Raw genomic sequence first — 26,155 nt, 5'->3', positions numbered from 1 at the left:
GGATACCTATGGCCGCATTTTTCAAAAATGTGATGAGAAACAAAGTTATGCTGTTCATGGTGCTGCCCGGCGCTATCTGGTTCTTCTTCTTTTCATATCTGCCGCTGGTCGGGACAGTGGCTGCTTTCAAGCAATATCGTTTTAACAGGGAAGGATTCTGGGCCAGTATTTATACGAGCAAGTGGGTGGGTTGGGATAACTTCAAGTTTCTGTTCAATAACAACGATGCCTATGTCATCACGCGAAATACCCTTTTGTATAACCTGGTCTTTATTATTCTCGGACTTGTGTTTTCGGTAGCTATGGCTATTCTGCTCTCCGAACTGATTAATAAACGATTGGCGAAGCTGTACCAGACAGGGATGTTTCTCCCGTATTTCCTGTCATGGGTCATTGTGGGCTACTTTGCCTTCAGCTTTCTGAGCATGGATCGGGGGATGCTGAATCAAATTCTCGCAGGGTTCGGCATCCAGCCGGTTCAGTGGTATTCGGAGGCCGCTTATTGGCCGTACATCTTGATTCTAGTCAGTCTATGGAAGGCGATCGGATATAACAGTGTCGTTTATCTGGCTTCGATTTTGGGGATCGACAAATCCTTGTATGAAGCAGCCATGATAGATGGAGCCAGCAAGTGGCAGCAAATTCGTAATGTGACGCTCCCTTTGCTCTCGCCAATTATTATCATAATGACACTGCTTGCGGTTGGTCGGATTTTTTATGCGGATTTTGGTTTGTTTTATCAGGTTCCAAGAGATTCGGGCACCTTGTATTCGGTAACGAACGTCATCGACACCTATGTATATCGCGGGTTGAAAACGACAGGGGAAATTGGGATGAGCACAGCCGCAGGTTTGTATCAGTCGGTGGTTGGCTTCGTTCTCGTCATCCTATCCAATTATGTTGTGCGAAAAATAGATAAAGATAGCGCTTTGTTCTAAAAAAGAGGAGAGGGGTGTGGACTATGGCTTCCGGAAAAGAAAGAAAAAAACGAGATTTCCATCATATTTCACGGGGCTGGAATGTTGTTCTGAATGTGGTAGCAGGGTTGTTCGCGTTCTTGTGTGTATTTCCCTTTTTGTTCGTCGTCATTATTTCCCTAACCGATGAGAAAACGCTGGCGCGGGACGGATATCGGTTACTCCCAGCCCAATGGAGTCTGGAGGCTTATCGTTTCATATTTCGTACCAGTGATACGCTACTGCGCTCCTATGGGGTGACGATTGCTGTAACGGTCATCGGTACGGTGATCAGTCTCATTCTTATTTCATTATATGCGTATGCTATTTCACGAAAGAGCTTCCGTTATAGAAGATTTTTTTCGATTTTTGCAATTTTAACCATGCTCTTTAATGGCGGAATGATCCCAACCTATATGGTCGTTTCCCAATTGCTCGGGCTTAAGGATACGATTTGGGCCTTGATTTTACCGCTGGCTATGAATGCCTTTTATATTATGATCCTGCGCACATTCTATAGCACCAGCGTGCCAGATGCCATCGTCGAATCAGCCAAAATAGATGGGGCAGGCGAGTTCTACACCTTTTTAAAAATTGTGCTTCCGCTCTCTCTGCCTGGACTTGCGACCATTGGTTTATTCAGCACGCTTGGTTACTGGAACGACTGGTTTAATGCCCTGCTGTATATTGACAATCCCAATCTGGTGCCACTTCAGTCCATGCTGATACGGATTGAATCCAGCATTCAGTTCATCCAGCAAAATTCGCAGAATAGCTCTATGAGCCTGGCTGCGCTTCAATCCATTCCGCAGGATACTTCACGAATGGCGATGGTAGTACTGGCGACGCTACCTATTATATTCGCTTATCCATTTTTCCAGCGTTATTTTGTGCAGGGGCTTACGGTTGGGGCTGTGAAGGAATAACAGGGGAGGAGAGGGCATGACCATGTTGATTTATAAAGATAAAAGCAAACCGATCGAAGAACGGGTGGAGCACTTAATCGGTTTGATGACAATAGAGGAAAAGGTGGGACAGCTTGTGCAGCCCTTTGGCTGGCAAGTGTATGAGCACATAGATGGGGAATTGTCCCTACATCATGATTTCAAGCAGCAGGTGCAAAATGGGGGAGTTGGTTCCTTATACGGGGTACTTCGCGCTGATCCGTGGACCGGGGTGACCTTGGAGAATGGCTTATCTGCCAAGCAAGGGGCGGAGGCTGTGAACTTGATCCAACGCTATGCGGTAGAGCATTCCCGGCTGGGCATCCCGATACTGATCGGTGAGGAATGCTCTCATGGGCATATGGCAATTGACGGCACTGTGTTTCCGGTTCCGCTGTCCATCGGCAGCACATGGAATGTCGATCTGTACCGCGAGATGTGCCGTGCGGTTGCGAGTGAAACCCGCGCTCAGGGTGGGGCGGTCACATACTCGCCCGTGCTTGATGTTGTGCGTGATCCGCGCTGGGGACGCACAGAGGAATGCTTCGGCGAAGATCCTTATCTCATCGGTGAATTTGCTGTTGCCGCAGTGAAGGGGCTTCAGGGGGAAAGCTTACTCAGCGAACATAGCGTAGCTGCTACATTAAAGCATTTTGCAGGCTATGGCAGCTCGGAAGGCGGACGTAACGCCGGACCTGTGCACATGGGCTGGCGCGAGCTTTTGGAAGTGGATCTGTATCCATTTCAAAAAGCGGTGGAAGCAGGGGCGCAATCTGTTATGCCAGCCTATAACGAAATCGACGGAGTCCCGTGTACAGTGAATGCTGAGCTATTGGACGATATTCTTCGTCAGGCGTGGGGATTTGACGGTGTGATCATTACGGACTGTGGCGCGATTGAAATGTTGGCGAGCGGGCACGATGTGGCCGAGGATGGATCGGATGCCGCTGTGCGGGCGATTCGCACAGGGATTGATATGGAAATGTCCGGCGAAATGTTCGGAAGTCATCTGGCCGAGGCGGTTCGCATTGGCAAGCTGGAGACGAGTGTGCTGGATCGGGCGGTTCGCAGGGTGCTCACGCTAAAATTCAGGCTGGGTCTGTTTGACAAACCGTATGTGGATGCGGAACGAGCGGAGCAGGTGATTGGTCAGGCGGAGCATATTCGGCTGGCTCGTCAGCTTGCGACCGAAGGGATCGTGCTGCTTAAAAACGTCGATGGAACTCTCCCGCTGTCAAAAACCTCCAAGCGTATTGCGATCATCGGGCCGAATGCGGATCAGGTCTACAATCAGTTGGGAGATTATACATCACCGCAGCCGAGATCCCGCGTGATAACTGTACTTGATGGTATCCGTGGCAAGCTGAGCAAGGATCAGTCTGGCGTTCTCTATGCACCTGGCTGCCGGATCAAGGGAGAGTCCCGGGAAGGTTTTGAAAACGCTCTAGCATGTGCCGCTGAGGTCGATACAGTGGTGATGGTGGTTGGAGGGTCCAGCGCCCGCGATTTCGGGGAAGGGACGATTGATCTTAAAACCGGGGCATCGAAGGTATCGGACCATGACTGGAACGATATGGAATGCGGTGAAGGCATCGACCGGATGACGTTGGGGCTTGCGGGCGTACAGCTCCAACTCATGCAGGAGATCTACAGTCTTGGAAAGGAACTGGTCGTCGTTTATATGAACGGTCGACCGATTGCTGAGCCGTGGGTGGAGGAACATGCGCACGCCATTATGGAAGCATGGTATCCCGGTCAGGAGGGGGGGCATGCAATCGCGGATATTTTATTTGGGGATGTAAATCCTTCGGGACGTTTGACCCTCTCCATCCCTAAGCATGTCGGCCAGTTGCCGGTATATTACAATGGCAAGCGTTCCCGGGGCAAGCGGTATCTGGAGGACGATTCCGAGCCGTCCTATCCGTTTGGCTACGGTCTCAGCTACACGACATTTAGCTATGAAAGGCTTACATTAAGTACCAATTCGATCCGAGCGGACGAATCCGTTACGGTTACAGTCGATGTAACCAACACGGGTGAACGGGAAGGGGCTGAGGTGGTACAGCTTTATATCTCGGACATGGTGAGTTTGGTGACCCGCCCAATCAGGGAGCTCAAGGGCTTTTGCAAGGTTGTATTAAAGCCAGGAGAAACACGGACGGTTGAGTTTATTGTAGGCTCCGACAAGCTGCAATATATAGGGCGTGATCTACAGCCAGTCGTTGAGGCAGGGCGATTTTCTATTCAAGTAGGCAGGCACTCCAAAGATACCCTGTGTGCCGAGTTGATCGTACGGGAGGATGAATAATGGAGCGTATCAAACGCCTGATTCAGGAATTGTCGGAATGCCAATGGCTGGAGAAGCTGGATTTGCGAAGCTGGAACATTACACGCTCCACTTACCAAACACCAGGTCAATACGAAGACGCCGCACCTTTATCGGAAGGACTGGACCTCAAGCGATTCCCCAGCAGTCAGGGGACGACTTATTTTTTTCAAACGCAGTTGGATGTACCGACAGCGTGGTTGAGAGAGCCTTTTGGATTGGTGTTTGAGTCCGGGGGAGAAGGATTGCTGCGAGTCAATGGTGCTTCCCATCACGGGCTTGATCGCAACCATACCTATGTCACGCTTAATCCGCAGACCATCGGGCCTTCACCGGTATTGGATATAGAACTGTTTGATCCTGTACCCGAACCCGTTGATCCACTTAATCGGCAGGCTGTCATTCAACCTCCGATTTCTTCTATTACAAGCTATCTTGTACGGCCAAACAAGCCTGTGCAGAGTCTGATGTATACCATTACCGTTATTAGCGAAGCCGCTCTACTGCTACCTGAGGGCGATATCCGCAAAATGCGCCTGCTGAAAGCTCTGTATGGGGTGATGGATTGCTTTGCGAATTTGGAGGAAGACGCCATTCGAGAAGGGGGAGCGATCTCAGCGACAGAAAAGGAGCTCATTCAGCAAGTTCAGGAGATCGGCGGAAATGCGCAAGGTTTGGAGCACATGGTAGGACAGTCGCACATTGACATTGCCTGGCTGTGGCCGATGCGCGAGACCGTACGGAAAACAAGCCGAACCTTCTCAACGGTGGATGCGCTGATGGATGAATACCCGGCATATCAATATGCACAGAGCCAGCCGCTGCTGTTCTCTTTTGTAAAGGAAAATGATCCAGAGCTGTATGAACGGGTCAAAGGGAGAGTCGCCGAAGGACGGTGGGAGCTGGTTGGGGGAATGTGGGTAGAGCCTGATTTGAACCTGCCCAGTGGCGAATCACTCATCCGCCAAATGCTGTATGGTCAGCGTTTTTACCAACAGGAATTCGGCAAAACCTCTCATATTGAATGGCTACCGGATACGTTCGGCTACTGTGCGTCCCTGCCGCAGATTTTAAAGCATGGGAAGATAGACTATTTTATGACGACCAAGCTCGGCTGGAATGATACAAATGTGTTTCCTTACGATTTGTTCCACTGGGTGGGCATCGATGGTACTTCGATGTTGTCCTACCTCAATCATGGCGTGAATGAAAATACACGGCCACAGGACATTCATGACCATTGGCAGTCCTATCGTGAAAAATCCGCTCATCCTGAGCACATGTTGCTCTATGGACATGGAGACGGCGGCGGTGGAGTTACGCGTGAAATGCTGGAATATATAGAGCGTTCTCCGCTAATGGTGGGACTACCTGCGAGTCGGTTCAGCACGGCGGGGCAGTTTTTCGCAGGCATAGATCAGGCGCATCCGAAGCTTCCCCAATGGCATGGTGACTTGTACCTTGAGTTGCACCGGGGAACCTACACGACCCATGCTCGCAACAAACGTAATAACCGGAAAGCGGAGGGAGTCTACCGCGAGGCAGAGCTATGGAGCACGTTGGCATTACCAAAGCTGGAGCCGAAGCAGGTGCAGGACATCTGTTCGGCATTGCATGAGGGCTGGAAGTTGATTTTGTTGAATCAGTTCCACGATATTATCCCCGGCTCTGCGATTACCGAGGTTTACGGCACTTCGGATAAGGAGTATCAGCAAATTTTCGAATGGGGACATGTCGGACTTCAACAGGGGATTACGACGCTGGCGGCTCAAGTGAACACGGAAGGCTCGAGAACAGGAATGCCGTATCTTGTGTTTAACAGCCTGGGCTGGAGCCGTACTGCCGTGATCCATATCGCTATGGAATCGGCAAAGGGATTGTATGCCTACCACTACGCTAATGATGAAGCCGAGCGGCTGGACATCGATGTGGAGGAAGGCGGCATTTCGGTGCGTATTCCGGATATTCCTGCACTGGGCTACAAAACGATTTGGTTGGAGCGAGAACAGGCTCAAACAGGTGAGAAGCCCGAGATAGCTGTGATATCTGGATCGCTGGGGGATATCTGGGAGACGGGATTTTATAAGGTGCAATTTAATGAGCGGGGCGAAATGATTCGTCTGCTGGATAAAGCGGCAAACCGTGAAATCTTGAAGCAAGGGGAACGGGCAAACCGTTATTATTTCTTCCATGACCGTCCAACGCTGTGGGATGCATGGGATTTGGATGACCGCTATGAGGAACAGGTAGCAGGAGAAGCCGAGTTGCTGGAAAAACAAGTAGTGCTCCAAGGGAAAACGAAGGATGTGCTGCGCTTCCGCTGGCGAATCCATCAATCTGAAATGACACAGGATGTGATCTTTTATCATCATGAGCGGCGAATTGATTTCAAGACGCATGTGAGCTGGAATGAAGCGCACAAGTTGCTAAAGGTAGGCTTTCCTATAGATGTGGTTACGGACAAGGCGACATATGAAATTCCTTTTGGTGCTTTGGAGCGGCCGACCCATCGGAATACGAGCTGGGAGCAGGCGCAGTATGAAGTGTGTGGACACCGATTTGCGGATGTTTCCGAGCACGGGTATGGCGTGAGTCTGCTCAATGATTGCAAATATGGCTACGACATTCAAGACAGCACCATACGTCTGTCTCTGCTGCGTGCACCCAAATGGCCGGATAAAGATGCCGATCTGGGCGAGCACGATTTTACGTATTCGCTATATCCGCATGTGGGAGACTGGCGCAGCGCCCATACTTTGCGTCATGCGGCTGAGCTGAACCAAGATATGCCTGTTGTGCAACAGCAAAAGCACAGCATGGGAGTGCTGCCGAGCAGCGGATCGTTCATTAACTTTGATAGCCGTCACGTTGTGCTGGATACGATCAAGCCGGCCGAAGATGGACTGGGGACGATTCTTCGTTTGTACGAATCTTCTGGAGGACGGGAAACGATCAAGCTGATCTGGCCTTACACGTTCAACGCAGCCTACATGTCGAATGCGCTGGAGGAACCCCTTCAGCCGCTTGAGCTGGAAGGCAGCTGTCTCAAGCTGTCTTTTACACCTTATGAAATTAAAACGATACGCTTGCAATAGATATGATAAAGGAGCGAAAAAGCTATTGGAACAATTCAGACTTCCCAAAATACCGATGCCCGACCTTGACTTGCCGCAGGCTGTTCAGGACGTACTTAAGGAAGCGGAGCAAGCACTGGCTCACAGGCCGAAGCTGCTGAAGCTGTTTAAAAACTGTTTTCCGAATTCGCTGGAGACGACGACCAAACTAATGGATGATGGGACAACGTTTCTCATTACAGGTGATATTCCGGCTCTTTGGTTGCGGGATTCCGTAGAGCAGGTCATTCATTATGTGCCGTTAGCCAGGGAGGATGCTGATTTACAGCGTATCATTGGTGGTCTGATCAAGCGCCATATTCACTATGTCCTCATAGACCCGTATGCGAATGCGTTCAATGAGACGGCGAATGACTGGCACTGGAACGCGTCCGATGAGACGGAAATGTCGCCATGGGTGTGGGAACGAAAATTTGAAATCGACTCGCTTTGCTTTGTCATTCGGCTGGCTTATATGTACTGGAAGGAAACGGAGCTTACCGATATTTTTGATTCAAAGTTCAAGATGGCTCTGCACAAAATGGTGGATGTGTTCAAAACGGAGCAGCGTCACCAAGAGCAATCTGCGTATCGATTTACGCGTAATAACGGCATTTTCACCGATTCCTTGCGCAATCAGGGACTCGGTATGCCTGTAAATTATACAGGGATGATTTGGTCGGGCTTCCGTTCCAGTGATGATGCTTGCGATTTCCACTACAATATACCCGGTAATATGTTTGCGGTAGTTGCTTTACGGCAGATGCAGGAGTTTGCGGAGTGGGTATTTCGTGATCTGGACTTTCTGAACGAGCTGAAGGAGCTGGAGGCTGAGGTGGAGCACGGCATCCGCTTGTACGGCATTTACCGCCACCCGGTATTCGGGCCTATATATGCTTATGAAACGGACGGATTTGGCAACTACTGCCTGATGGATGACGCAGGTACGCCGGGATTGATGTCCATTCCGTATTTGGGCTATACGACGGCGGACGATCCTATCTATCAAAATACGAGACTCTTCGCTTTGAGCCAGGAGAATCCGTTTTACTATGAAGGCAAGGCGGCTAAAGGTATCGGAAGTCCGCACACTCTGCCGGGTTACATCTGGCATATGTCCCTGTCTATGCAAGGGTTAACGGCCCAGACCACAGAAGAAAAGCTGGAGATGATCCGGATGCTGGAAGCGACAGATGGGGACACCGGATATATGCATGAAGGCTTTCATGCAGATGATCCCACGGTTTATACGAGAAAATGGTTCGCTTGGTCCAATAGTCTGTTTGCCCAGCTTGTGTATAAGGCCATGAAGGATGGCTTGTTATGAATGAATCCATAGTAAACCCATCCATCGTTGTTTTCAGTGAGCAAGGCTTTCCCGCTATAGGAAGCCTGTTGCCAGACGAGGCATTTCAGGGAGTTGCAGACGTGATGGTCGTACGAGCCGATGAACTGGCTGAAACGCTAAAGCATATGGACAACGGCTGCTTTGTCAATCTGCATGCACCGTACTTCCCCAAGTCCGCCTGGACCGAAATCGTGGCATTTCTCCACAGGGGAGGGGGGCTGCTTAACGTCGGGGGAGCACCCTTTAAGAATCCGGTCCGCGATCCTGCTGATGAACATGGAGACTGGGTCATTGAGACTGAGCAGACTGCATATCATCAGGAATTGCATATTCATGAGGTGCTGAGAGTAGACGCGTCGAAGGTGGCTTCCCTGGTCGCATCAGAGGATATTCCTGTGCTGTGTGGTCAGGAGTCTCTGTTCCAGGTGGCGGATACGTGGAATCTCGTTCCACATACGACCAAAAGCAGCGATCTGCCGCACCAGATGGGCTCTGCCGGGCCGATGAATACGCGAATTTATCCTTTGCTCAAGGGAGTAAGTAAGGACGGACGGGACATTGCCGCCCCGATGGTGCTATGGGAGCATGCCCGAGGTCTGTTTGCCGGCGCACGCTGGATGTTTGTCCAATTGCCGTTGATAGCTTCCTTTTGGGAACAGGATGGGGAGCAGTTGCTTGCCCAATGGGCACGTTTTTGCGCCAAGGGGATGACGGAGCTATCTATCAAGCCAAACTATGCTGCTTATGAGCCTGGGGAACAAGCCGTACTGACACTTCAAACCCAAAGATTGCAGCGAGGAGGAGCCACGCCCAGATATCACGAGATATGGAGCTTTGACCTGACGGTGGAGCAAATATTGGATGATCACAGTCAGCAGGTATGGAGCAAGCGCTTGCAGATTGAAGTTAGCAGAGAACAGGACTTTGTACGTATTCCCCTTTCCTTTTCCATCCTAAGCGGTTTATATCGAGTCATTTGCCGAGCCGAGTCATCGGATGGTGAAGTGCGTATATTGCGACAGGGCTTTTGGGGGCAGGATGCCGAACTGCTGGCTGAAGGACAGATCATCATGCGCAGTCGGGACTATTTTATAAAGGATGGACGCCCGTTACCTGTTGTCGGCATGACCTATATGACCTCAGATGTAGCACGGAAGTTTCTGTTTTTGCCCAATGCAGCAATTTGGGACCGGGATATGGCCCAGATGGCCAAAGCGGACATCAACTGGATTCGTACAGGGGTATGGACGGCTTATCGCAACATGATGCAGATAGACGGACACGCCTCGGAAGAGGTGCTTCGTGCGATTGATGCTTTTCTGCTGACAGCCAAAAGGCATGGATTGCAGGTGACGTTCACGTTCTTTTCTTTTACGCCGGAAACGTGGGAAGGGGTTAACCCATATCTTGATCCGCAAAGCGTGGAAGCACAAAAGCGGTTCATTCGCAGTATTGTCAGCCGTCACACGGCTACAACCCATGTAGACTGGGATCTGATTAACGAGCCTTCCATGTTTGATCCGTCGCGCATTTTCGCGGATGGTCCGCGTTCTGCGAGGGACTCATGGGAACAGAAGGCATTCAGCACATGGCTGGAGCAACGGCACGGCAGCATTGAGGGTTTGCAGGAAGCATGGAATATGACGCCACAGCAGCTTCCCTGTTTTGCTTCTGCCACCATTCCCGAGACGGAGGAAATAAACTTCGACGTTCAGGATATGCATCAGGCCAAAAAGGGAGCCAAGTGGCTGGATTACTGTCTGTTTTCAATGGATATGCACAATCTGTGGGCCGAGCAATTGGCGACTACGATTCGAGAGCTTTGTCCCGGGCATTTGGTAACTGTAGGACAGGACGAGGCACTGGGCGCGCAGCGGCCGTCTCCGTTATTTTATGAGGCTGTGGTGGATTATACGACGGTGCATTCATGGTGGCTGAATGACCATTTGGTGTGGGACTGTATTTTTGCCAAAACACCAGACAAGCCGAATCTCGTGCAGGAAACCGGAATAATGTATGTTGAGACGCCGGATGGTCGAGCCAAGCGTTCAGAAGCGGAGCTGCGCGACATGCTGGAGCGCAAGTATGCGTATGCCTTTTCGACTGGCGGAGCGGGTGCCATTCATTGGATATGGAATACGAACTTTTATATGGATAATGCCAATGAATCTCACATCGGAGCGTTGCGTGCGGATGGGACCGAGAAGCCGGAAGCAGAAGTGTCTTACGATTTTGGGCGTTTTATGAATGATATTCGCGATCTGTTTACAGACCGAAAGCTGGAGGAAACGGCTGTTGTATTCCCGTACTCGAATGATTTCTCCAACCGATCGCTTGCCTTTCATGCCACGACACGGCTTACCCGGGTGATGTCCTATGATCTCAAGCAGCCATTCCGTGCCGTCTCCGAGTATCATCTGGACTCGCTCAAGCGGCAGTTACCGAAACTGATTATGATTCCTAGCGCGCACAATTTCGACAGTACATCGCTGGAACATCTTCTGGAAATGGTACGATCCTTCGGTGTGACTTTACTAGTCACCGGACCGTTGGGCCTTGATCCTTACTGGAAAGTGAGCGACCGAGTCGATGATATTATTGGGCAGCGTACGCTGGGGAACGTCCAACGGGAGGAAGTGATGAGTCTGGAGGGTCAAACCTTCCCTGTCTCATTCGGTCAGCGGCGAATTGCTGAGGTGGCTAAGGAGGAACAACTGTCACCAAAAGCGGACGGAGCGATGGGTGATGAAGTCGTGAACCTGCCGCTTGGCAAGGGGCGCTTGATCTGGAGTCCGCTTCCACTGGAGTTGAATGGCAGGGATGAGCCGATTGCTGAGCTATATCGCTACGCCCTCACTGCCGCCGGGGTGGAGCGAGAACTGGAGTGGATAGACGGTGGCGATCAGCCGGGACTATATGGACGTAAGCTGAATTTCGAGAATGGAGGCTTGTATATTTTCGTATCGGAGTTTTCCCGGGATACCCAAGTGCGTGTTCGAGATAAGGCGACTGGATTATCCTACGCTTTTCTGTTGCCAAGGAGCCGCTCTGTCTTGTTTGCTGTGGATCGAGAAGGTCAGTTGCTAGCGGTATATCGTCCCGAGGAAGTGAATATTGAAGTGATGCAGTGAACAATGGCAGGTCAAGACATACGGTGAGGGGGTATACAATGAGCGAGCAAAGGGATGAATCAACCAACAATCAAGCGATAAGCAGGGAAGTAGACACATACACGGATAGCAAGACGACAGCACATATTATTTCGCATACCCACTGGGATCGGGAGTGGTATTTACCTTATGAGAAGCACCATATGCGCCTGATTAGCCTGATGGATTCTCTGCTGGACAAACTGGAGCAGGACCCGGATTATAAAAGCTTTTATCTGGACGGGCAGACGATCATTCTGGAGGATTATCTACAGGTTCGCCCCGAGCATAAGGAACGGCTGGAGCAGCATATTCGCAATGGTCGTATTTTTATCGGACCCTGGTACATTTTGCAGGATGCTTTTCTGACCAGCGGCGAAGCCAATGTACGTAATATGCAGATTGGGCACCGCGATGCCGAACGTTACGGCAATCCGTCCAAGATTGGATACTTCCCCGATACGTTTGGTCTGGTTGGGCAGACTCCGCAGTTAATGCTACAGTCGGGGATTACGAATGTTTTCTTCGGAAGGGGCGTAAAGCCCACAGGGTTTAACAATACAGTGTCGGATAGAGGCTACGAGTCCTCCTTTTCGGAACTGTTATGGACGGGGCCAGACGGATCGGAGGTACTCGGTATTTTATTCGCCAACTGGTATTCCAACGGCAATGAGGTTCCGGTAGATGAGGCGGAAGCCAAGGTTTATTGGAAGCGTAAACTGGATGATGCGCAAAAATATGCTTCAACTGGCGAGCTGCTGTTTATGAACGGATGCGATCATCAGCCTTTACAGCTTGATTTACCGGAAGCAATCCGTACGGCACAGAAGCTTTATCCGGATATCGAGTTTATTCATTCCAATTTCAACGATTATCTGACCTCTCTGAAACGGGCTTCCCAAAGGCAGCTCTCGTCAGTGAAGGGAGAGTTTCGCAGTCAGCGCACGGACGGCTGGGGAACGCTGGTGAATACGGCTTCTGCCCGGGTGTATTTGAAACAGATGAACCAGTTGGGACAAGTGATGCTGGAAAAAGTGGCTGAGCCGCTTGCAACCTTTGCGCATCTGTTGGGGCAGGCTTACCCTCATCATTTGTTCACCTATGCCTGGAAAACACTGATGCAGAACCATCCGCATGACAGTATTTGCGGTTGTAGTGTGGACGAGGTGCACCGTGAGATGGTGACCCGGTTTGATAAGAGCCGTCATGTAGCCGAGAGCATTGTGGATGAAAGCATTGAGGTCATTGCGCAAGCAGTGGATACGACGGGCTTCAGTCGCTTTGGAGAAGATGCGTTGCCACTCGTGATTTTTAATACGTCAGGCTGGGAACGCAGTGGTATAGTGTCGGCAGAACTGGAAGTGGTGCGTCTATACTTCCGTGAAGGATACACGCTTGAGGAGGCCTCTCATCGAGCGAAGAAAGTGGATCTTTCCGGGCGCGTACTGGTGGACAGTGAAGGGTGTCCGGTGGCATGCAAGGTGGAGGACCTCGGGCTACAGTTCGGTTATGATTTGCCGGATGACCGATTCCGCCAGCCTTACATGTCTCGTCGGGTTCGCCTTACCTTTGAGGTAGAACGTGTGCCCCTGCTAGGCTTAAAAACCTATGCTTGGCTGAGAAGCAATGTCGAGACTGACTCCTCTTCACTTCTTCAAGGCAGTCGAAGTATGGAAAATGATCTGCTTCACGTCGAAATTGCGGATAACGGCTCTTTTACCCTGACGGATAAGCGTACAGGCCGCAGCTACAAAGACCTTGGCGTATATGAAAATGTTGGTGATATCGGCAACGAGTATATGTTCAGACAGCCCGAGGGAGAGCAGGCGCTGACCACCGAAGATGTGATCGCTGACATCCGTGTGCTTGAAGATACACCTTATCTGGCATCCATGGAGATTATCCATCATTGGGAAATACCGGCCTCTGCGGATGAAACGCTGGGGCAGGAGCAGCGAGAGCTGGTTTATTACCCGTATCGTCAGGCTCAGCGCTCCCGACAGACCGTTCCGCTGACGATACGGACTGTCATTTCTTTATCTCGGAACAGCAGGGGGGTTTCCATGGAAACCACCTTCAACAACCAAGCCAAGGACCACCGACTACGCGCGCTGTTTCCGACAGATCTAGACTCTGGTGAGCATCGGGTGGACTCCATGTTTGAAATTGCAATCCGGGACAATGAACCCTCACCTGAGTGGGAAAACCCAAGCAACACACAGCATCAGCAGGCGTTTGTGGATGTAAGCGGGGAACAAACCGGTCTGACCGTGGCCAATCTCGGGTTGAATGAATATGAAGTGCTGCGTGATGGACGTAACACGATTGCAGTAACGCTGCTTCGCTCAGTTGGCGAGCTGGGTGATTGGGGATGGTTCCCGACGCCGGAAGCGCAATGTCCAGGTGAGCATACCGCCCTTCTGGAAATCATTCCACATGATGGCAACGGTATTCAGTCCGGCGCGTATACAGAAGCCTATCAATATCAAATTCCTTGGATCGTAAAACAAACGGGGCTTCATGCGGGTACAGTTGCTCCAGATTATGCGCCGTTTGATTGGAAAAGCACGGAGCTTGCCTTTTCCTCTATGAAAATGAATGAGCTGTCGGGGGATGTGCTGTTACGCTGGTACAATATGAGTCATAGTATAGCCGAATTAATTATCAAGCCCCGGCCGCAGCAGTACGATTTTTATAGAAGTAATATCCTCGAAGAACAAGGAAAAGACATCGTAATGGATTCTTCTAATGAGTTACTTCAGTCTGTAAAGCCGCATGAAATTATCACACTAGGTTTTAAATTGAACACTTAACAATAAAGAGAAGAAGGCCATAGCCATATGATAATATACCCCGATGGAATAACTTATCATCGGGGCTTGTTATCATATGGCTAAAAGTAAATAGTAGATAGGTTTAGCAAATTCTTTAAGCCCATGAGTATCTAAAGTTTTGAGTTACATAGCAAGTCCGCATATGAATTTGGCTATCAGAGTATTCTTTATTTTTGCATCACTGTTATCTTACTTATAAATTTAAGCGCTTTCTACCGATATATATAAATATATATATCATCACGTTCTGTGATCTGCTTCATTGTGTTGTTTGGAGGGCAATGTCAAGGAGACCGAGCGGAAACTCGTGAAAGTTGAGAGCAGCGTGAACTATTATCCATAGACGATCTGGAGGGGTTTGGATGAGTAACAAGCTATCAGACAGGACTAAAAAAGGAAAAGGTTTTAGAGATTTAAAGGTTACGACAACGATGATCTCCATGATTGTAATCAGCTTAGTGGGTTTACTCATTGTATCGTTGGTAGGGGTTATTGGTATGTATCAAGCTAAAGAGGGTCAAGGTATTTTGTATGTGGATCGCTTTCAACACCAAACGAATATTCTTGAAGTCAAAAGTGATTTCTATAATATGCGGGCTAATTATACAAAAATACTCGACAATAAGGAGTACACAGATAAACAGTATAAGCAGGTGCAGAAAGGAAAAGATAGCGTTACAACCGGACTAAATGAATTCTCACAAAGGAATTTGGATGCTAAGGAACAGAAATTGTACGAGGAACTACGGGGGAGTATAGACACATATTATCAGGATATTGAGCAAATCATGGCAGTCAAAAAAAATAGCGGAACGTATGACACGGAAGAGAGAGGCCGGATTAATAAATCCAGTACGGCAATTGTTACGATGTTGACTACGATTTCAGATTATAACAATGAGCAATCCGCCAACTTATATCAAAATACGCAAAATGAGATTAAAATGCGTACAATTGTTTTGATCACAGTTCTGGCCCTCGTGCTGGCTATTCTTATCACCATCTCCTTTGCGGCCATTCGAAATATCCGTTTTCGGATGAGTACAATTACGAAATACTGTGAGGAGATTACCCAAGGAAATTTAACGGCAGCACTTGATCCTGCCTTGCTCAAAGGAAATAATGAGATCGCTGTGATTGCGCGTGCTATTCAACAAATGACAGATTCAACCTCAATGGTCATTACGGGGGTTATCAATGAGTCACGCCAAATTAACCAACTGAGTGATCAGACGAATTATAATATGACAGATCTCAATGAGCGGATTAGAGATGTATCTGCCACGGTCGAACAGCTGTCAGCAGCTATGGAAGAGACTTCGGCATACACCGAGAACATGAATCATTCTGCGGAAGAAATGCAGCGGGCAGCAGAGTACATTTCGGTTAAAACTCAAGAAAGAGCTCAGTCTGCCAATGATACAAGTGTAAAAGCCGAAACATTGAAGCACGCGGCTAGTGAATCCAATAAAGCGGCCAAGGAGATTTACCGGAAGGCCAATGAAAAGATGAAGGAAGCGCTAGAACGAGCCAAGGCGGTAGGCCAAATTCGTTTACTTTCTCAGTCTATCTTAGAAATCACGGCACAAACCAACTTGCTGGCTCTAAATGCATCCATTGAAGCGGCTCGTGCGGGTGAGTCAGGTCGAGGGTTTGCGGTTGTGGCTAACGAGATTCGCAAGTTGGCAGACGGCTCCAAACACGCGGTAGACCAAATTCAGAGTGTTACTCAAGAAGTTGTGCAATCTGTAGAGAATTTAACTACTAATGCCGAAGAATTACTACACTTCCTGCAAGCCCAGGTGGGCAAGGATTATCAGCTGCTTGAGGACACAGCAGGACAATATTACAATGATGCCGTGGAGCACACAAACACGGTCAATGATTTGAACGCCACCTCTAAGCAGGTGAATGCAACCATCCAAACCATGGTTAGAGCGATTCATGAGATTGCAACAGCCAGCGAACAGTCCGCTATATCCACTCAGCACATTGCAGAGAATATGGTTTCATCGACGGAGAAATCTCTTGAAGTGGCACACCAGTCTGATCAGGTGAAGGAAAGCGCGGCCCGACTGAATGAACTGGTCGAAGGTTTTAAAATTTAACGAGGGCAATACACAAAGACTAGGGAAAACATTACATCGAAGAAAAACAGTTGAGGAGCCCTAAAAAGGCTCCTTTTTTAAGTTTACTCTTCCAAGATTGATTTTGGACTACAGTCAGGAACTCGTGTCCTGCAACTCCTCCTGTTCAGTCGTTTGCATCAGCTTATAGATCTGCCGTGTTGTGTTCACATTCCGTACCGTCATTTGCTGATACAGCTTGGTGCCGACTAATTTCGTTAACCCGCTTTTTGTGACTTGTTCTTTGCTGACAGAATACAGAACGGCCCCGGTCGTATATATTACATGGCCTATTCCCGGTTTCAAAGGAAGCTTATCCAGAACGGAAATATCGTTAATTTCATCCCACAGAAACATTACATCACTTTTCATCTGTGTATCATTAGACCATTCATTCGGCAGTGCCTCCATAATGCTCTGAATCTCTTTCATATTACGAACGATGACACGGATGGGTAAGCTAAAATCCTCCAGAATCGCCTGTTCCAATATGAGTGAAAGCTCCTGGTTAGACTGGGTCTGACTAGAAAAAATAATGTTTCCAGAATTAATGTAAGTCGTCACATGCCCCATACCTGCATTTTCAAACGTTTGCTTGAGCTTCTTCATCTCGATCTTGTTGTTGCCGCCAACATTGATGCCCCGCAGTAATGCGATATAGATCATATAAGCTTCACCTCTCTTCAAAAAAAGGATTTCTAACAAAGGGATAGGTATTCCATTAAATACGTGGTTTGATTTTCGCTCAACAGCGGATGCAGCAATGGTTTTACGTGCTCGATATATTCTGCTTTGGTTTCGTAGGTGTCCTCATCTTTCAATTCTCCCTTAAAGGTACAGGCACCTTCGATCAGGATGGAAAGAGCCGTAAAGAAGTTAGCTAAAGAGTCGGCAACCTGCTGCGCTGCCCCACCTTCAAAAGCAGCATATACAGGGGAACCGAGAGCGCTAGTATCGACAATGACTGGATCGTCATTAAAATTGGCAATCACGACATGATGGGGCGGCCACGAAGAAGATTCTTGGACAAACTCACCAGATGTAATCCAGCGATAGCCTAGTTGTTGGCGATACAGATGTTCTGGTGCGGCAAAAAAGAGAACCGCGGCATCCCCGATTTCAACTGCTGCATTTTTTAATTTGTGTGTTCCCGCTGCCTTAGCATCGATCATTTCATAATGGCTATACAGGTACTCAAGCTCAGGGGATACGGGAATCCGTCTGTCCCAGCAATCTGTTAGGTTCTCCATCCGGGGCTGGATGTCGTGGTTTTGGAACAGCCCGTAGGCATCATTATATAAGTTTTGCTGTTGTACAAAACGGGCCAAAGCTTCGCTTAACTGTTTCATAGGTGTTCATTCCTTTCTAATTGTAGGCTATGACCTTTGACATCACGGTTTACTTCTATCGTAAAGATATCATAATATAGACATGGAGAACATATGTTTCTGTAATTGTGCCGCCTTGCCAGTCTATCCAGATTAATTTTACAATATAGGAGTTCGAAAATGTTTTGTACTTAGTTTAGTATGCTCAGGCTTACTTGTAAGGAGGATAAGCATGTCATTTTCTAAAATATACGATTACAAATTAAGAGCTTATTTTAATGAGCGTATTTCTGATTTAAGTCATGAATATCTATTTTATTCTTATCCCGATCAAGAGCAAAATTTAAGAATATTAACCCTGAATATAAACGAACAGGATTATGTTTCTCTAGTGCGATGGCATGATCTGTTTGACAGGTCGATATTTACAAAAATGGATGATATCATTCGAAGCGAACGGGATACTGAACGCCTAATTCGATTGCTTTCGTTCATTTTTAATGTTTTTGATATACATAAAGATGTTGCTTATAGGAGAAAAAACTTATTTTGTTTTTATTATCAATATCAAGTTTCACATCTAAGAGAGAGAGGAAATGAATTCTCGCTTACTCAGGACAGACTATTTTTCCTTCACCATCTCTTATTTGAACTGGGTTTAGGTGACGACATTTATGATCGTCTAACGATTGAAAATAATAGGATTATGTACAGAATGGAAGACGCACAATATTATGATCTGCACATTCTTATTAACATTTTGCATGAGCATATTAACAAAAGTAGGATGGATATGGATACACAAGCAGCACTGGAAAAAATAAAATTTTTACAAGGCCAATGGGTCAACTTTATGCTGGGTAGTCATGATGTATATGATTTTCCATTCGATGATTTCAACAAGCCGTTTGTAGAAGCAACGATGTTTATGCAAGCCTACAAATCTAATAAAAATGGGGTATTAGAGGTGCTGATAGACTGTATCAATGAGCATCAATCTCCAACAGAGCAGTTCATCTCCCATTTGATCTTGATGAATTATTCCTATTTTGTTCTCAAAAGTGATCCTAGCGAAATTACATATCTTAAGTTGTTTTGCAAGAAAAAACCGGGAGTTTTTATGAAAGTATTGACTGCATTGCTTGAAATCAGATTTTTTATCGATAAATCCAGCTTCACAAATGTGGGTATAGATTATTATTTATCAAGAATAAAAGGGGTTTAATGATGCCATTCCATCACGTTTCTTTACCTGATTTACCACCGTCTATCGGACGCCTTACAGCCATTCATCCACTAAAGGGCGACTCTCAGGAAAGCATAACCCTGCTGGCACTAAACACACAAGCAGAACTGTGGAGACTAGAACTTCGCTCAGGCAGCGCAGAATTGTGCACACGTATTTGTATTCCTGATTTTAATCCCATGCAACCTGTCCAAATGGTTACCAGTTCTGACGGCAGATACGTAGCTATCTCCAATCGTTTTGGACGGCATGCGGCAGTGTATGATTTAGTCCATGCTCAAGAAAAAATGCAACTATCGCGGGACGAATATCACTACGATAAAAGTATGTTTCCCCTGGCATTTGTACACCAAGACGGTGCATGCATTCTTGTCCATGGGACGGAATGGAACCGGCTTGATCTGACGGATGTAGAAACAGGCATGCTTTTGACAGCAAGACCTACTCCTGTTTATAACAGCGAAAGCAAAAATGAGCACTATCTAGATTATTTTCATGGGAGGCTGCTGATTTCACCAGGGGGAAAGTGGATTGCGGATACGGGATGGGGATGGGCTCCATTAGGAGTGGTCCGAACTTGGTCCTTATCCGATTGGCTGATGAACCCATGGGAATCGGAGAATGGTCCGTCAGTTCGCCATCTTTGGCAAACCATAGATTGGGATGGGCCGGTGTACTGGACAGGACCCGACACATTGGCGGTTTGGGGACAGATGGATGCCGATTTGCTGGAGGAGGAAGATTGGGGAGAGGAAGGAGTTGAACCGGCTGTTGTCCTATTCGATATGACCCAGACCGGGTACCGGCGTGTGCTTCCAGCGATCCCCTCCCTAAATTGTAAGCCACTTGTAGACGGGACTTTTCCTTACCCCCAAGCGGATATGGCCATTTGCGGTGACCAATTATTCTTATGGGGAAAAGGAGTCCCGCTTCAGGTATGGCGGCTTTCAAGCGGTGTGCGGGAATATGTAGATACGGAGCGGTTTCCACTCGTTTACCATCAAGAGGCAGGAATTTTTATTGAATTGAAAGCGGATAGCCGTTGTAAAGCCTTAAGCTACGAATAAATGGCAGTGTCGGGCTTCCTTCCTGGCGAGATGGGAAAATATGCATTAGTTATTACATTTGAAAAGGGGCGTAAAACCAAAATGGCACTTATCAAGGATCGTTTTTTGGGATGCCTGGTTGGGCTGGCAGTGGGTGATGCTTTGGGAACCACTGTGGAATTCAGCAGTCCAGGTACATTTGAACCTGTAACGGATATCGTGGGCGGCGGTGTCTTTGGGTTAAAGCCGGGCCAGTGGACGGACGATACGTCGATGGCGCTCTGCTTGGCCGAGAGTATGGTGCGAAAAGATGGCTTTGATCCGGCAGATCAAATGCGCCGATACACCAATTGGTACCACTTGGGATATATGAGCAGCACAGGAACGTGCTTTGATATTGGTGGTGCAACGAGAGCAGCACTGCATCGCTTCGAAGCTACCGGAGATCCGTACAGTGGGTCCGTTGACCCCATGACTGCTGGTAATGGCTCGATCATGAGGCTTGCACCTGTTGCCATGGCTTATGCGAACCGTCCAGAAGAGGCCGTGATGTACGCCGAGCTGAGCTCGCGAACCACCCATGGAGCAGTCGAAAGTGTGGAGGCCTGTGCCGTGCTTGCTTCAATCCTTGTGGCAGGTTTGCGGGGAGCGGACAAAGAATCCATGTTATCGGTGGATGTCTGTTATAAGTGGCGGCAGGACGAGCCCGCTTATTCGGCAGCCATTGAAGAAATCATTCAGGGATCTTACAAGCATAAGGAGCCGCCTGAAATCCAAGGAAGCGGTTATGTTATTCGTTCCCTTGAGGCTGCGCTATGGGCATTTTACCATTCGGCTTCATTTGAAGAGGGGGCACTGCTGGCGGTAAATCTGGGGGATGACGCAGATACGACCGGGGCAGTGTACGGCCAGATTGCAGGGGCTTATTACGGGCTAAGCGGTATCCCGAGTCGTTGGCGCGAGAAGCTGGCGATGAAGGAGACGATCGATGAACTGGCTGAGGCTTTATGGCATAAGGTCGAGAAGGACCAAACGCTCCAAGGGGAACATCTATAAAGGTCAAGCTGGGCTGCTTTTCTTATGAAGCAGAACCCAGCTTGTTTTTTTGTTTGCTATATCGCCATACTTCCGCCCTACTCAGCAACATGCCGTTATGACAAAATGAGTTCAATACAAATAACACTTCATTTTATTGACCTTTCAGAGGAGGAATTACCTTGTCACATCCACATAAACAGCTTCATTCATTTGTTGATATTTCCAACGATATGAAAGGATTTGAGATCGTTTCGACCCAATTTGGCCCTGATGGGCGCGTGTATATTTTGCTGATTGATAAAGTCCCAGAACGAGTGCGGGGAATGTTCACGCCTGCCTCATTGAAAGACAGACATACTTACAAGGTACTCATCCTAGACGATCACATCGAAGAAGTGTGTGTGGAGGCGCAGCAGTTCAACTATCATTATGTACAGCCTCTAAAAAATCATTTGTTACTCGTCGGAGCACGGTGCCATTATTACGGACCTGGTCAATACGATCTAAATGGTAAAATTATTGATTATGAAGGTCGTACCGTGAATGAACTACTGCTTGGAGACGGTATCCAGAGTGTTCAGGTTACAGAAGAAGGTACGATCTGGACCAGTTATTTTGACGAAGGTATATTCGGGAATTATGGTTGGAATGAGCCTGTGGGGTCCTCCGGCCTTGTCGCCTGGAATAAAGAGGGACACAAAATATATGAGAACCAAGCGGCAGACATTCATGATTGCTATGCTTTGAACGTGGTTAGCGAACAGGAAATCTGGTTTTATTACTATTCAGACTTTTCATTAGGGTGCATTTCCGGTAGCGACCGTACGAATATTACGTTTATGAATCCGAGGATTTCCGGCTGCTCCGGGGTGGCTACAGATGGATATCACTTTTTATTCGACGGCGGATATGGAAAGGATGGACAATATGTCCTGAAAAAGAATGTGAAGCCAGGTAGTTTGAGCAAAGGGCAAAACATCCGTTTTTTAAATGACGATCAAGAGTTTCTTCAGCCGCACGAACAGGATTTTAGAAAAAACCGCCTGCTGCTCCGTGAAGGTTCTCTGCTGTACCAGGTGGCTGTTGAAGAGTTAGCGTAAAAACCCACGTCAGACGTGGGCTTTTTTGTTGATTGAAAGTAATTTGAGCCTATATTCTTGTTTTAAATTCATGGATATTGCCAAAGAGGGGGTATCGATAAGCAGCATGATAATTTCGTAACCTTACAGTTTTTTTTCCGTATAAAGATAAAAACATGATCCAAGTTCGTTCCCTCAGGGAGAAATACAACCATGTTTAACAAAATGAGAAGTTGAGGTAATGCACCATATGAATGAAAAATTACAAGCCAATACAGGATATCAGCTGGCTGAGCGGAAGGCGATCCAGTATTTTGCATTATTGTATGATCAGGTCTTAGACAAATCTTATGTGACTACCCTGACAGAAGACATTCAAAAGTGGAAAAAAAATCATCTTCAACATTCCTCATGGTTATCCTTTTTTTCACGGAGAAAGAGAAAACCTGATACTTGGGACTATAATAGATACATTCAATGGCTGAATTATACAGGCAAATTGGATGATTATCTGGACCGAAGTGTCTCCTATATTTATATGAGGGACCTAGGCAAAGCTCTGGATTCTCCTGACACACATACCCGGATTCAGCGTGTCATTGCAGACGTAAAAAAACACTTGATCCAATCCACCAGTGCAAACGGGGGAGACCAACCGGAATTTATGAATTTGGCCGGGGTGTATCGGTGGGCCCAGAGGGAAGGTATAGAAACCGCGATAATTTGGGTGATCAACAAACTTAGGTCCGTATCCTCCCATATTCCCAAGGAGATGGATGCCGAGCAAGCCCAGCGCAAACTGATTAAGATCATTATCGGGGTTATTCTGCATGTGATGGAAGAAATGGACGATACAGTGTTGCCTGTGGAACGTGCTCGCAGACTTGATGAAGCCATCAGGCTTGGGTACTCCTATGGTCTAACCTATCCTTTCATTGATGATCTTCTCGATTCCCAGGTTTTGACCGTTCAAGAGAAAGAACAATATTCCCGTATGATACGTGCCGCGCTTCTTAGTGGATCTGTGCCTGAGTTGGGCGATTGGACCGGAAATCATATGGAGTTGATTCAATACATACATTCGGAGCTCTCGGATGCATTTGAGTATATTAAGGAACATCAGCGGCCAGACACACAGCAAACCTTTTTCGAGCAGTCCTATGTCTTTTTTCATGCTCAAGATATTGACCGTGTTAAGGACCTAACGCGAGCTACTTATACCAATGAAGAGCTTTATATACCCGTGATTTTGAAGTCTTCTTCGTCCCGATTGATTGTCCGTTCCGTGATTAGTGCTCCTGCGGATGAGGGTTTTGAGCAACGAACATTCTTTTATGGTATCTATAACCAGCTTGCTGATGATTTTGCGGATATGGTTGACGATATGAGAGACGGTGCGGTAACACCCTATACCTACTATTTAAAATATCATCATCAGAGATCGGATCTTATCAATCCCTTTGAATTATACTGGGCGGTTATTTCCTATTTGATCCATAACGTATATGACTCCGATGCCATGGCTCGTGAGGTGATACTGGATCGTGCAATGAATGGACTCAAACGTTATAAAGAACGTGTAGGTATTGAAAAGTATAATGAAACGATGGGGATCTTTGCATCCAGAAATCCGGAATTTAATAATCTTATTCAGAAGATGGTACAAAAAGCGGATGATGTAGATTTCTTAGATAAGCTGCTTCGGGACCAGATGATTACCCATCTGAAAAACGATGCGAGGGAAAAGGAAGACTTTTTTAATACGGTCAAAATGGTTCGTGAGCAGATTAACAACCAATTGAAAATTACCAAGCCTCAAGGGATTCCGGTCATGAAAGAACGGCTTATTGAGGCTGCAAATTACAGTCTCGAAGGGGACGGGAAGCGGATACGGCCTATATTGACTTGGGTCATGGGCGTGAACGAATATGGATTAGATGCATCGGCAATCGTGCCGCTTCTGAGATCACTGGAGTATATGCATACAGCCTCCCTGATCTTTGATGATCTTCCTTCCCAGGATAATGCGTCTACCCGTAGAGGGCGTCAGACCTTGCATCAGGTGCACAATAGCGCTACCGCAGAATTAACCGGTCTGTTTCTGATCCAGAAGGCGATTGGGGAACAATCGTCACTTGACCAGTTCAATGCTGAAACGGTGCTTGCTTTGATACAATACTCGGCCCGTAAGGCAGAGGATATGTGTATGGGTCAGGCGATGGATCTGGATTCCAAAGGAAAGGCACTGACCTTGGAGCAGCTGAATATGGTGTGCTTTTACAAAACAGGAGTGGCGTTTGAGGCTTGTCTGGTTATGCCAGCCATGCTTGCACAGGTCAAGGAGTCGGAAATTGCTGCTTTGAAGAAATTTGCCTATCATATGGGGATTGCTTTTCAGATTAAAGATGATTTGCTTGATGTGGAAGGAGATATGCTCTTACTCGGAAAACCTGTTGGCCAAGATTCTGATAATAACAATTCGAATTTCGTGTCCATCCTTGGTCTTGAAGGTGCTAGTAAAGAGATGTGGGAACACTATTGCCTCGCGATGGAAGCATTGGAAGAAATTCCACGTAATATTGCTTTTCTGAAGCACTTAATACATTATGTCGTGAACAGGGACCGTTAAAAAAACGAGTGTACCCCATTGCTCCACAAGAGTAATGGGGTGTTTTTACGTTGAGACAGAAGAGCTGCTCATGCTCCTTCGCTCATCGGTAATCCTCTATGTTATACAAATATGACTGAATCACAGCACAGATATGTGAATATCTGGTGACTTCAGCACCCCATTTTTCCCATTATGGTGCATTCTCCCTTATAATAATACAAAACAGACGAGGAGATGAACTCCAAATGAAAAAAGGAATCTTAGTCGCTTCAGGGTTGGTTGTTGCCGCATTGGGGACATACCTAATTGCAGGAAATATTCAGAAAGAAGGGGTGGAAAACCACGAGACGACAGACATCAAGCAATTGGTGCATGATATCAGTGCAGGCAAGGCAACAGCCCAGTCTGCTTCCATTAATTCCAGTCAGTTGATTGTGACAGGGGACGATACTCAGACCGTGAATTATGATTTGCCTGACAACGAGTTTTTTGTTTCGATTGCACCATATGTGGAACAGACCCACCCTTGTGCAACTCATAGTCTAACAGGCTGCCAAGGCGAAATAAAAAACGGAGCGTTCAATGTGACCGTTCACGACTCCGAAGGGAATGTCATCATGGAGAATGCCGCCATGAAATCACAATCCAATGGTTTTATTGATCTATGGCTACCGAGGGATAAAACATACCGTATTAGCGTGAATCATGAAGGTAAAACGGCTGAAACTGAATTCTCTACATATGAGAAAAACGATACGTGTATCACAACGATGCAGTTGGGTTAACGACGGAGGATGAGGGTTGAGCTTACGGATCGCTGAAACGCTCTAAATCCGCAAAACTCTGCGTTCTCATATATAGCTTTTAGTAAAGAGCCTACGTCTGACGGAGGCTCTTTGTGCTGCCCTAATCTTTTGCTGGAGTTACCGAACAGGTTGGGAGGGAATCTATGAGGAATCAGATAGCGAAACTTTAAATTGTGTATACTAAAAACCTATTAAAACAACTGCA

The 26,155-nt window shown here is 47.4% G+C and carries 16 protein-coding genes; 14 read left to right on the top strand and 2 right to left on the bottom strand.

The genetic code is table 11. From position 1 onward, the window contains the following. Positions 1-8 precede the first annotated feature (8 nt). The 8 genes from KAI37_RS18295 (at position 9) to KAI37_RS18260 (ending at position 16,778) form a co-directional block, all read left to right on the top strand. Complete coding sequence (locus KAI37_RS18295; RefSeq protein WP_220029967.1) at positions 9-938, top strand: ABC transporter permease; 930 nt, start codon at positions 9-11, stop codon at positions 936-938. A gap of 23 nt (positions 939-961) precedes the next feature. Next, positions 962-1,882, top strand: a complete 921-nt coding sequence (locus KAI37_RS18290; protein WP_220029966.1) for a carbohydrate ABC transporter permease — start codon at positions 962-964, stop codon at positions 1,880-1,882. A 22-nt stretch (positions 1,883-1,904) separates the two neighbouring features. Next, a complete protein-coding gene (locus KAI37_RS18285; protein WP_220031505.1) occupies positions 1,905-4,208 on the top strand; it encodes a glycoside hydrolase family 3 N-terminal domain-containing protein in 2,304 nt (767 codons plus the stop codon). After that, the gene (locus KAI37_RS18280) at positions 4,208-7,321 is read left to right on the top strand and encodes an alpha-mannosidase (protein ID WP_220029965.1); all 3,114 of its coding nucleotides are present in this window, start codon (positions 4,208-4,210) and stop codon (positions 7,319-7,321) included. Before KAI37_RS18285 ends, KAI37_RS18280 begins: the two co-directional genes overlap by 1 nt. Positions 7,322-7,346: 25 nt before the next feature. Beyond that, complete coding sequence (locus KAI37_RS18275; RefSeq protein WP_220029964.1) at positions 7,347-8,666, top strand: glycoside hydrolase family 125 protein; 1,320 nt, start codon at positions 7,347-7,349, stop codon at positions 8,664-8,666. Next, entirely contained in the window at positions 8,663-11,818 is a 3,156-nt protein-coding gene (locus tag KAI37_RS18270; protein WP_220029963.1) for a beta-galactosidase, read from the top strand. The genes KAI37_RS18275 and KAI37_RS18270 overlap by 4 nt, the downstream gene beginning before the upstream one ends. Before the next feature lie 38 nt (positions 11,819-11,856). After that, positions 11,857-14,649, top strand: a complete 2,793-nt coding sequence (locus KAI37_RS18265; protein WP_220029962.1) for an alpha-mannosidase — start codon at positions 11,857-11,859, stop codon at positions 14,647-14,649. Positions 14,650-15,032: 383 nt separating this feature from the next. Continuing rightward, positions 15,033-16,778, top strand: a complete 1,746-nt coding sequence (locus tag KAI37_RS18260) for a methyl-accepting chemotaxis protein (RefSeq protein ID WP_220029961.1) — start codon at positions 15,033-15,035, stop codon at positions 16,776-16,778. Between the two features lie 114 nt (positions 16,779-16,892). Here the strand turns inward: KAI37_RS18260 and KAI37_RS18255 are convergent, their stop codons facing one another. Together KAI37_RS18255 and KAI37_RS18250 are read right to left on the bottom strand one after the other, a co-directional pair. Beyond that, positions 16,893-17,462 (bottom strand): DUF1697 domain-containing protein, encoded by a 570-nt coding sequence (locus tag KAI37_RS18255; protein ID WP_220029960.1) that lies wholly within the window; start codon positions 17,460-17,462, stop codon positions 16,893-16,895. Positions 17,463-17,494: 32 nt separating this feature from the next. After that, a complete protein-coding gene (locus tag KAI37_RS18250; RefSeq protein ID WP_220029959.1) occupies positions 17,495-18,145 on the bottom strand; it encodes a hypothetical protein in 651 nt (216 codons plus the stop codon). A 211-nt stretch (positions 18,146-18,356) separates the two neighbouring features. Between KAI37_RS18250 and KAI37_RS18245 the strand changes: the two genes are divergently transcribed. The 6 genes from KAI37_RS18245 to KAI37_RS18220 all read left to right on the top strand — a co-directional run bounded on the left by KAI37_RS18245 (position 18,357) and on the right by KAI37_RS18220 (position 25,929). Beyond that, positions 18,357-19,349, top strand: a complete 993-nt coding sequence (locus KAI37_RS18245; protein WP_220029958.1) for a hypothetical protein — start codon at positions 18,357-18,359, stop codon at positions 19,347-19,349. Further along, positions 19,349-20,437 carry a hypothetical protein gene (locus KAI37_RS18240; RefSeq protein ID WP_258382997.1) on the top strand — a complete coding sequence of 363 codons (1,089 nt, stop codon included), beginning with the start codon at positions 19,349-19,351 and terminating at the stop codon, positions 20,435-20,437. Before KAI37_RS18245 ends, KAI37_RS18240 begins: the two co-directional genes overlap by 1 nt. Before the next feature lie 81 nt (positions 20,438-20,518). Further along, positions 20,519-21,472 (top strand): ADP-ribosylglycohydrolase family protein, encoded by a 954-nt coding sequence (locus tag KAI37_RS18235; protein ID WP_071644345.1) that lies wholly within the window; start codon positions 20,519-20,521, stop codon positions 21,470-21,472. 161 nt (positions 21,473-21,633) lie between these two features. Then, on the top strand, positions 21,634-22,554 hold the full coding sequence (locus KAI37_RS18230) for a hypothetical protein (RefSeq protein WP_071642055.1): 921 nt from the start codon (positions 21,634-21,636) through the stop codon (positions 22,552-22,554). Positions 22,555-22,774: 220 nt separating this feature from the next. Further along, positions 22,775-25,162 carry a polyprenyl synthetase family protein gene (locus KAI37_RS18225; protein ID WP_220029957.1) on the top strand — a complete coding sequence of 796 codons (2,388 nt, stop codon included), beginning with the start codon at positions 22,775-22,777 and terminating at the stop codon, positions 25,160-25,162. Between the two features lie 227 nt (positions 25,163-25,389). Beyond that, positions 25,390-25,929 (top strand): CueP family metal-binding protein, encoded by a 540-nt coding sequence (locus KAI37_RS18220; protein ID WP_220029956.1) that lies wholly within the window; start codon positions 25,390-25,392, stop codon positions 25,927-25,929. Positions 25,930-26,155 lie beyond the last annotated feature (226 nt).

Origin of the sequence: Paenibacillus sp. S25, from assembly GCF_019454085.1 — a bacterium.
Lineage (GTDB): Bacteria > Bacillota > Bacilli > Paenibacillales > Paenibacillaceae > Paenibacillus > Paenibacillus polymyxa_B.
The sequence above is the reverse complement of the archived record's forward strand: the minus strand, read 5'-3'. Positions and strand labels throughout refer to the sequence as shown.

Coding starts and splice junctions, on each gene's coding strand:
- KAI37_RS18270 (WP_220029963.1), top strand. CDS start 8,663: ATGAATGAATCCATAGTAAACCCATCCATCGTTGTTTTCAGTGAGCAA.
- KAI37_RS18235 (WP_071644345.1), top strand. CDS start 20,519: ATGGCACTTATCAAGGATCGTTTTTTGGGATGCCTGGTTGGGCTGGCA.
- KAI37_RS18245 (WP_220029958.1), top strand. CDS start 18,357: ATGTCATTTTCTAAAATATACGATTACAAATTAAGAGCTTATTTTAAT.
- KAI37_RS18240 (WP_258382997.1), top strand. CDS start 19,349: ATGATGCCATTCCATCACGTTTCTTTACCTGATTTACCACCGTCTATC.
- KAI37_RS18265 (WP_220029962.1), top strand. CDS start 11,857: ATGAGCGAGCAAAGGGATGAATCAACCAACAATCAAGCGATAAGCAGG.
- KAI37_RS18280 (WP_220029965.1), top strand. CDS start 4,208: ATGGAGCGTATCAAACGCCTGATTCAGGAATTGTCGGAATGCCAATGG.
- KAI37_RS18250 (WP_220029959.1), bottom strand. CDS start 18,145: ATGAAACAGTTAAGCGAAGCTTTGGCCCGTTTTGTACAACAGCAAAAC.
- KAI37_RS18295 (WP_220029967.1), top strand. CDS start 9: ATGGCCGCATTTTTCAAAAATGTGATGAGAAACAAAGTTATGCTGTTC.
- KAI37_RS18290 (WP_220029966.1), top strand. CDS start 962: ATGGCTTCCGGAAAAGAAAGAAAAAAACGAGATTTCCATCATATTTCA.
- KAI37_RS18260 (WP_220029961.1), top strand. CDS start 15,033: ATGAGTAACAAGCTATCAGACAGGACTAAAAAAGGAAAAGGTTTTAGA.
- KAI37_RS18225 (WP_220029957.1), top strand. CDS start 22,775: ATGCACCATATGAATGAAAAATTACAAGCCAATACAGGATATCAGCTG.
- KAI37_RS18220 (WP_220029956.1), top strand. CDS start 25,390: ATGAAAAAAGGAATCTTAGTCGCTTCAGGGTTGGTTGTTGCCGCATTG.
- KAI37_RS18285 (WP_220031505.1), top strand. CDS start 1,905: ATGTTGATTTATAAAGATAAAAGCAAACCGATCGAAGAACGGGTGGAG.
- KAI37_RS18255 (WP_220029960.1), bottom strand. CDS start 17,462: ATGATCTATATCGCATTACTGCGGGGCATCAATGTTGGCGGCAACAAC.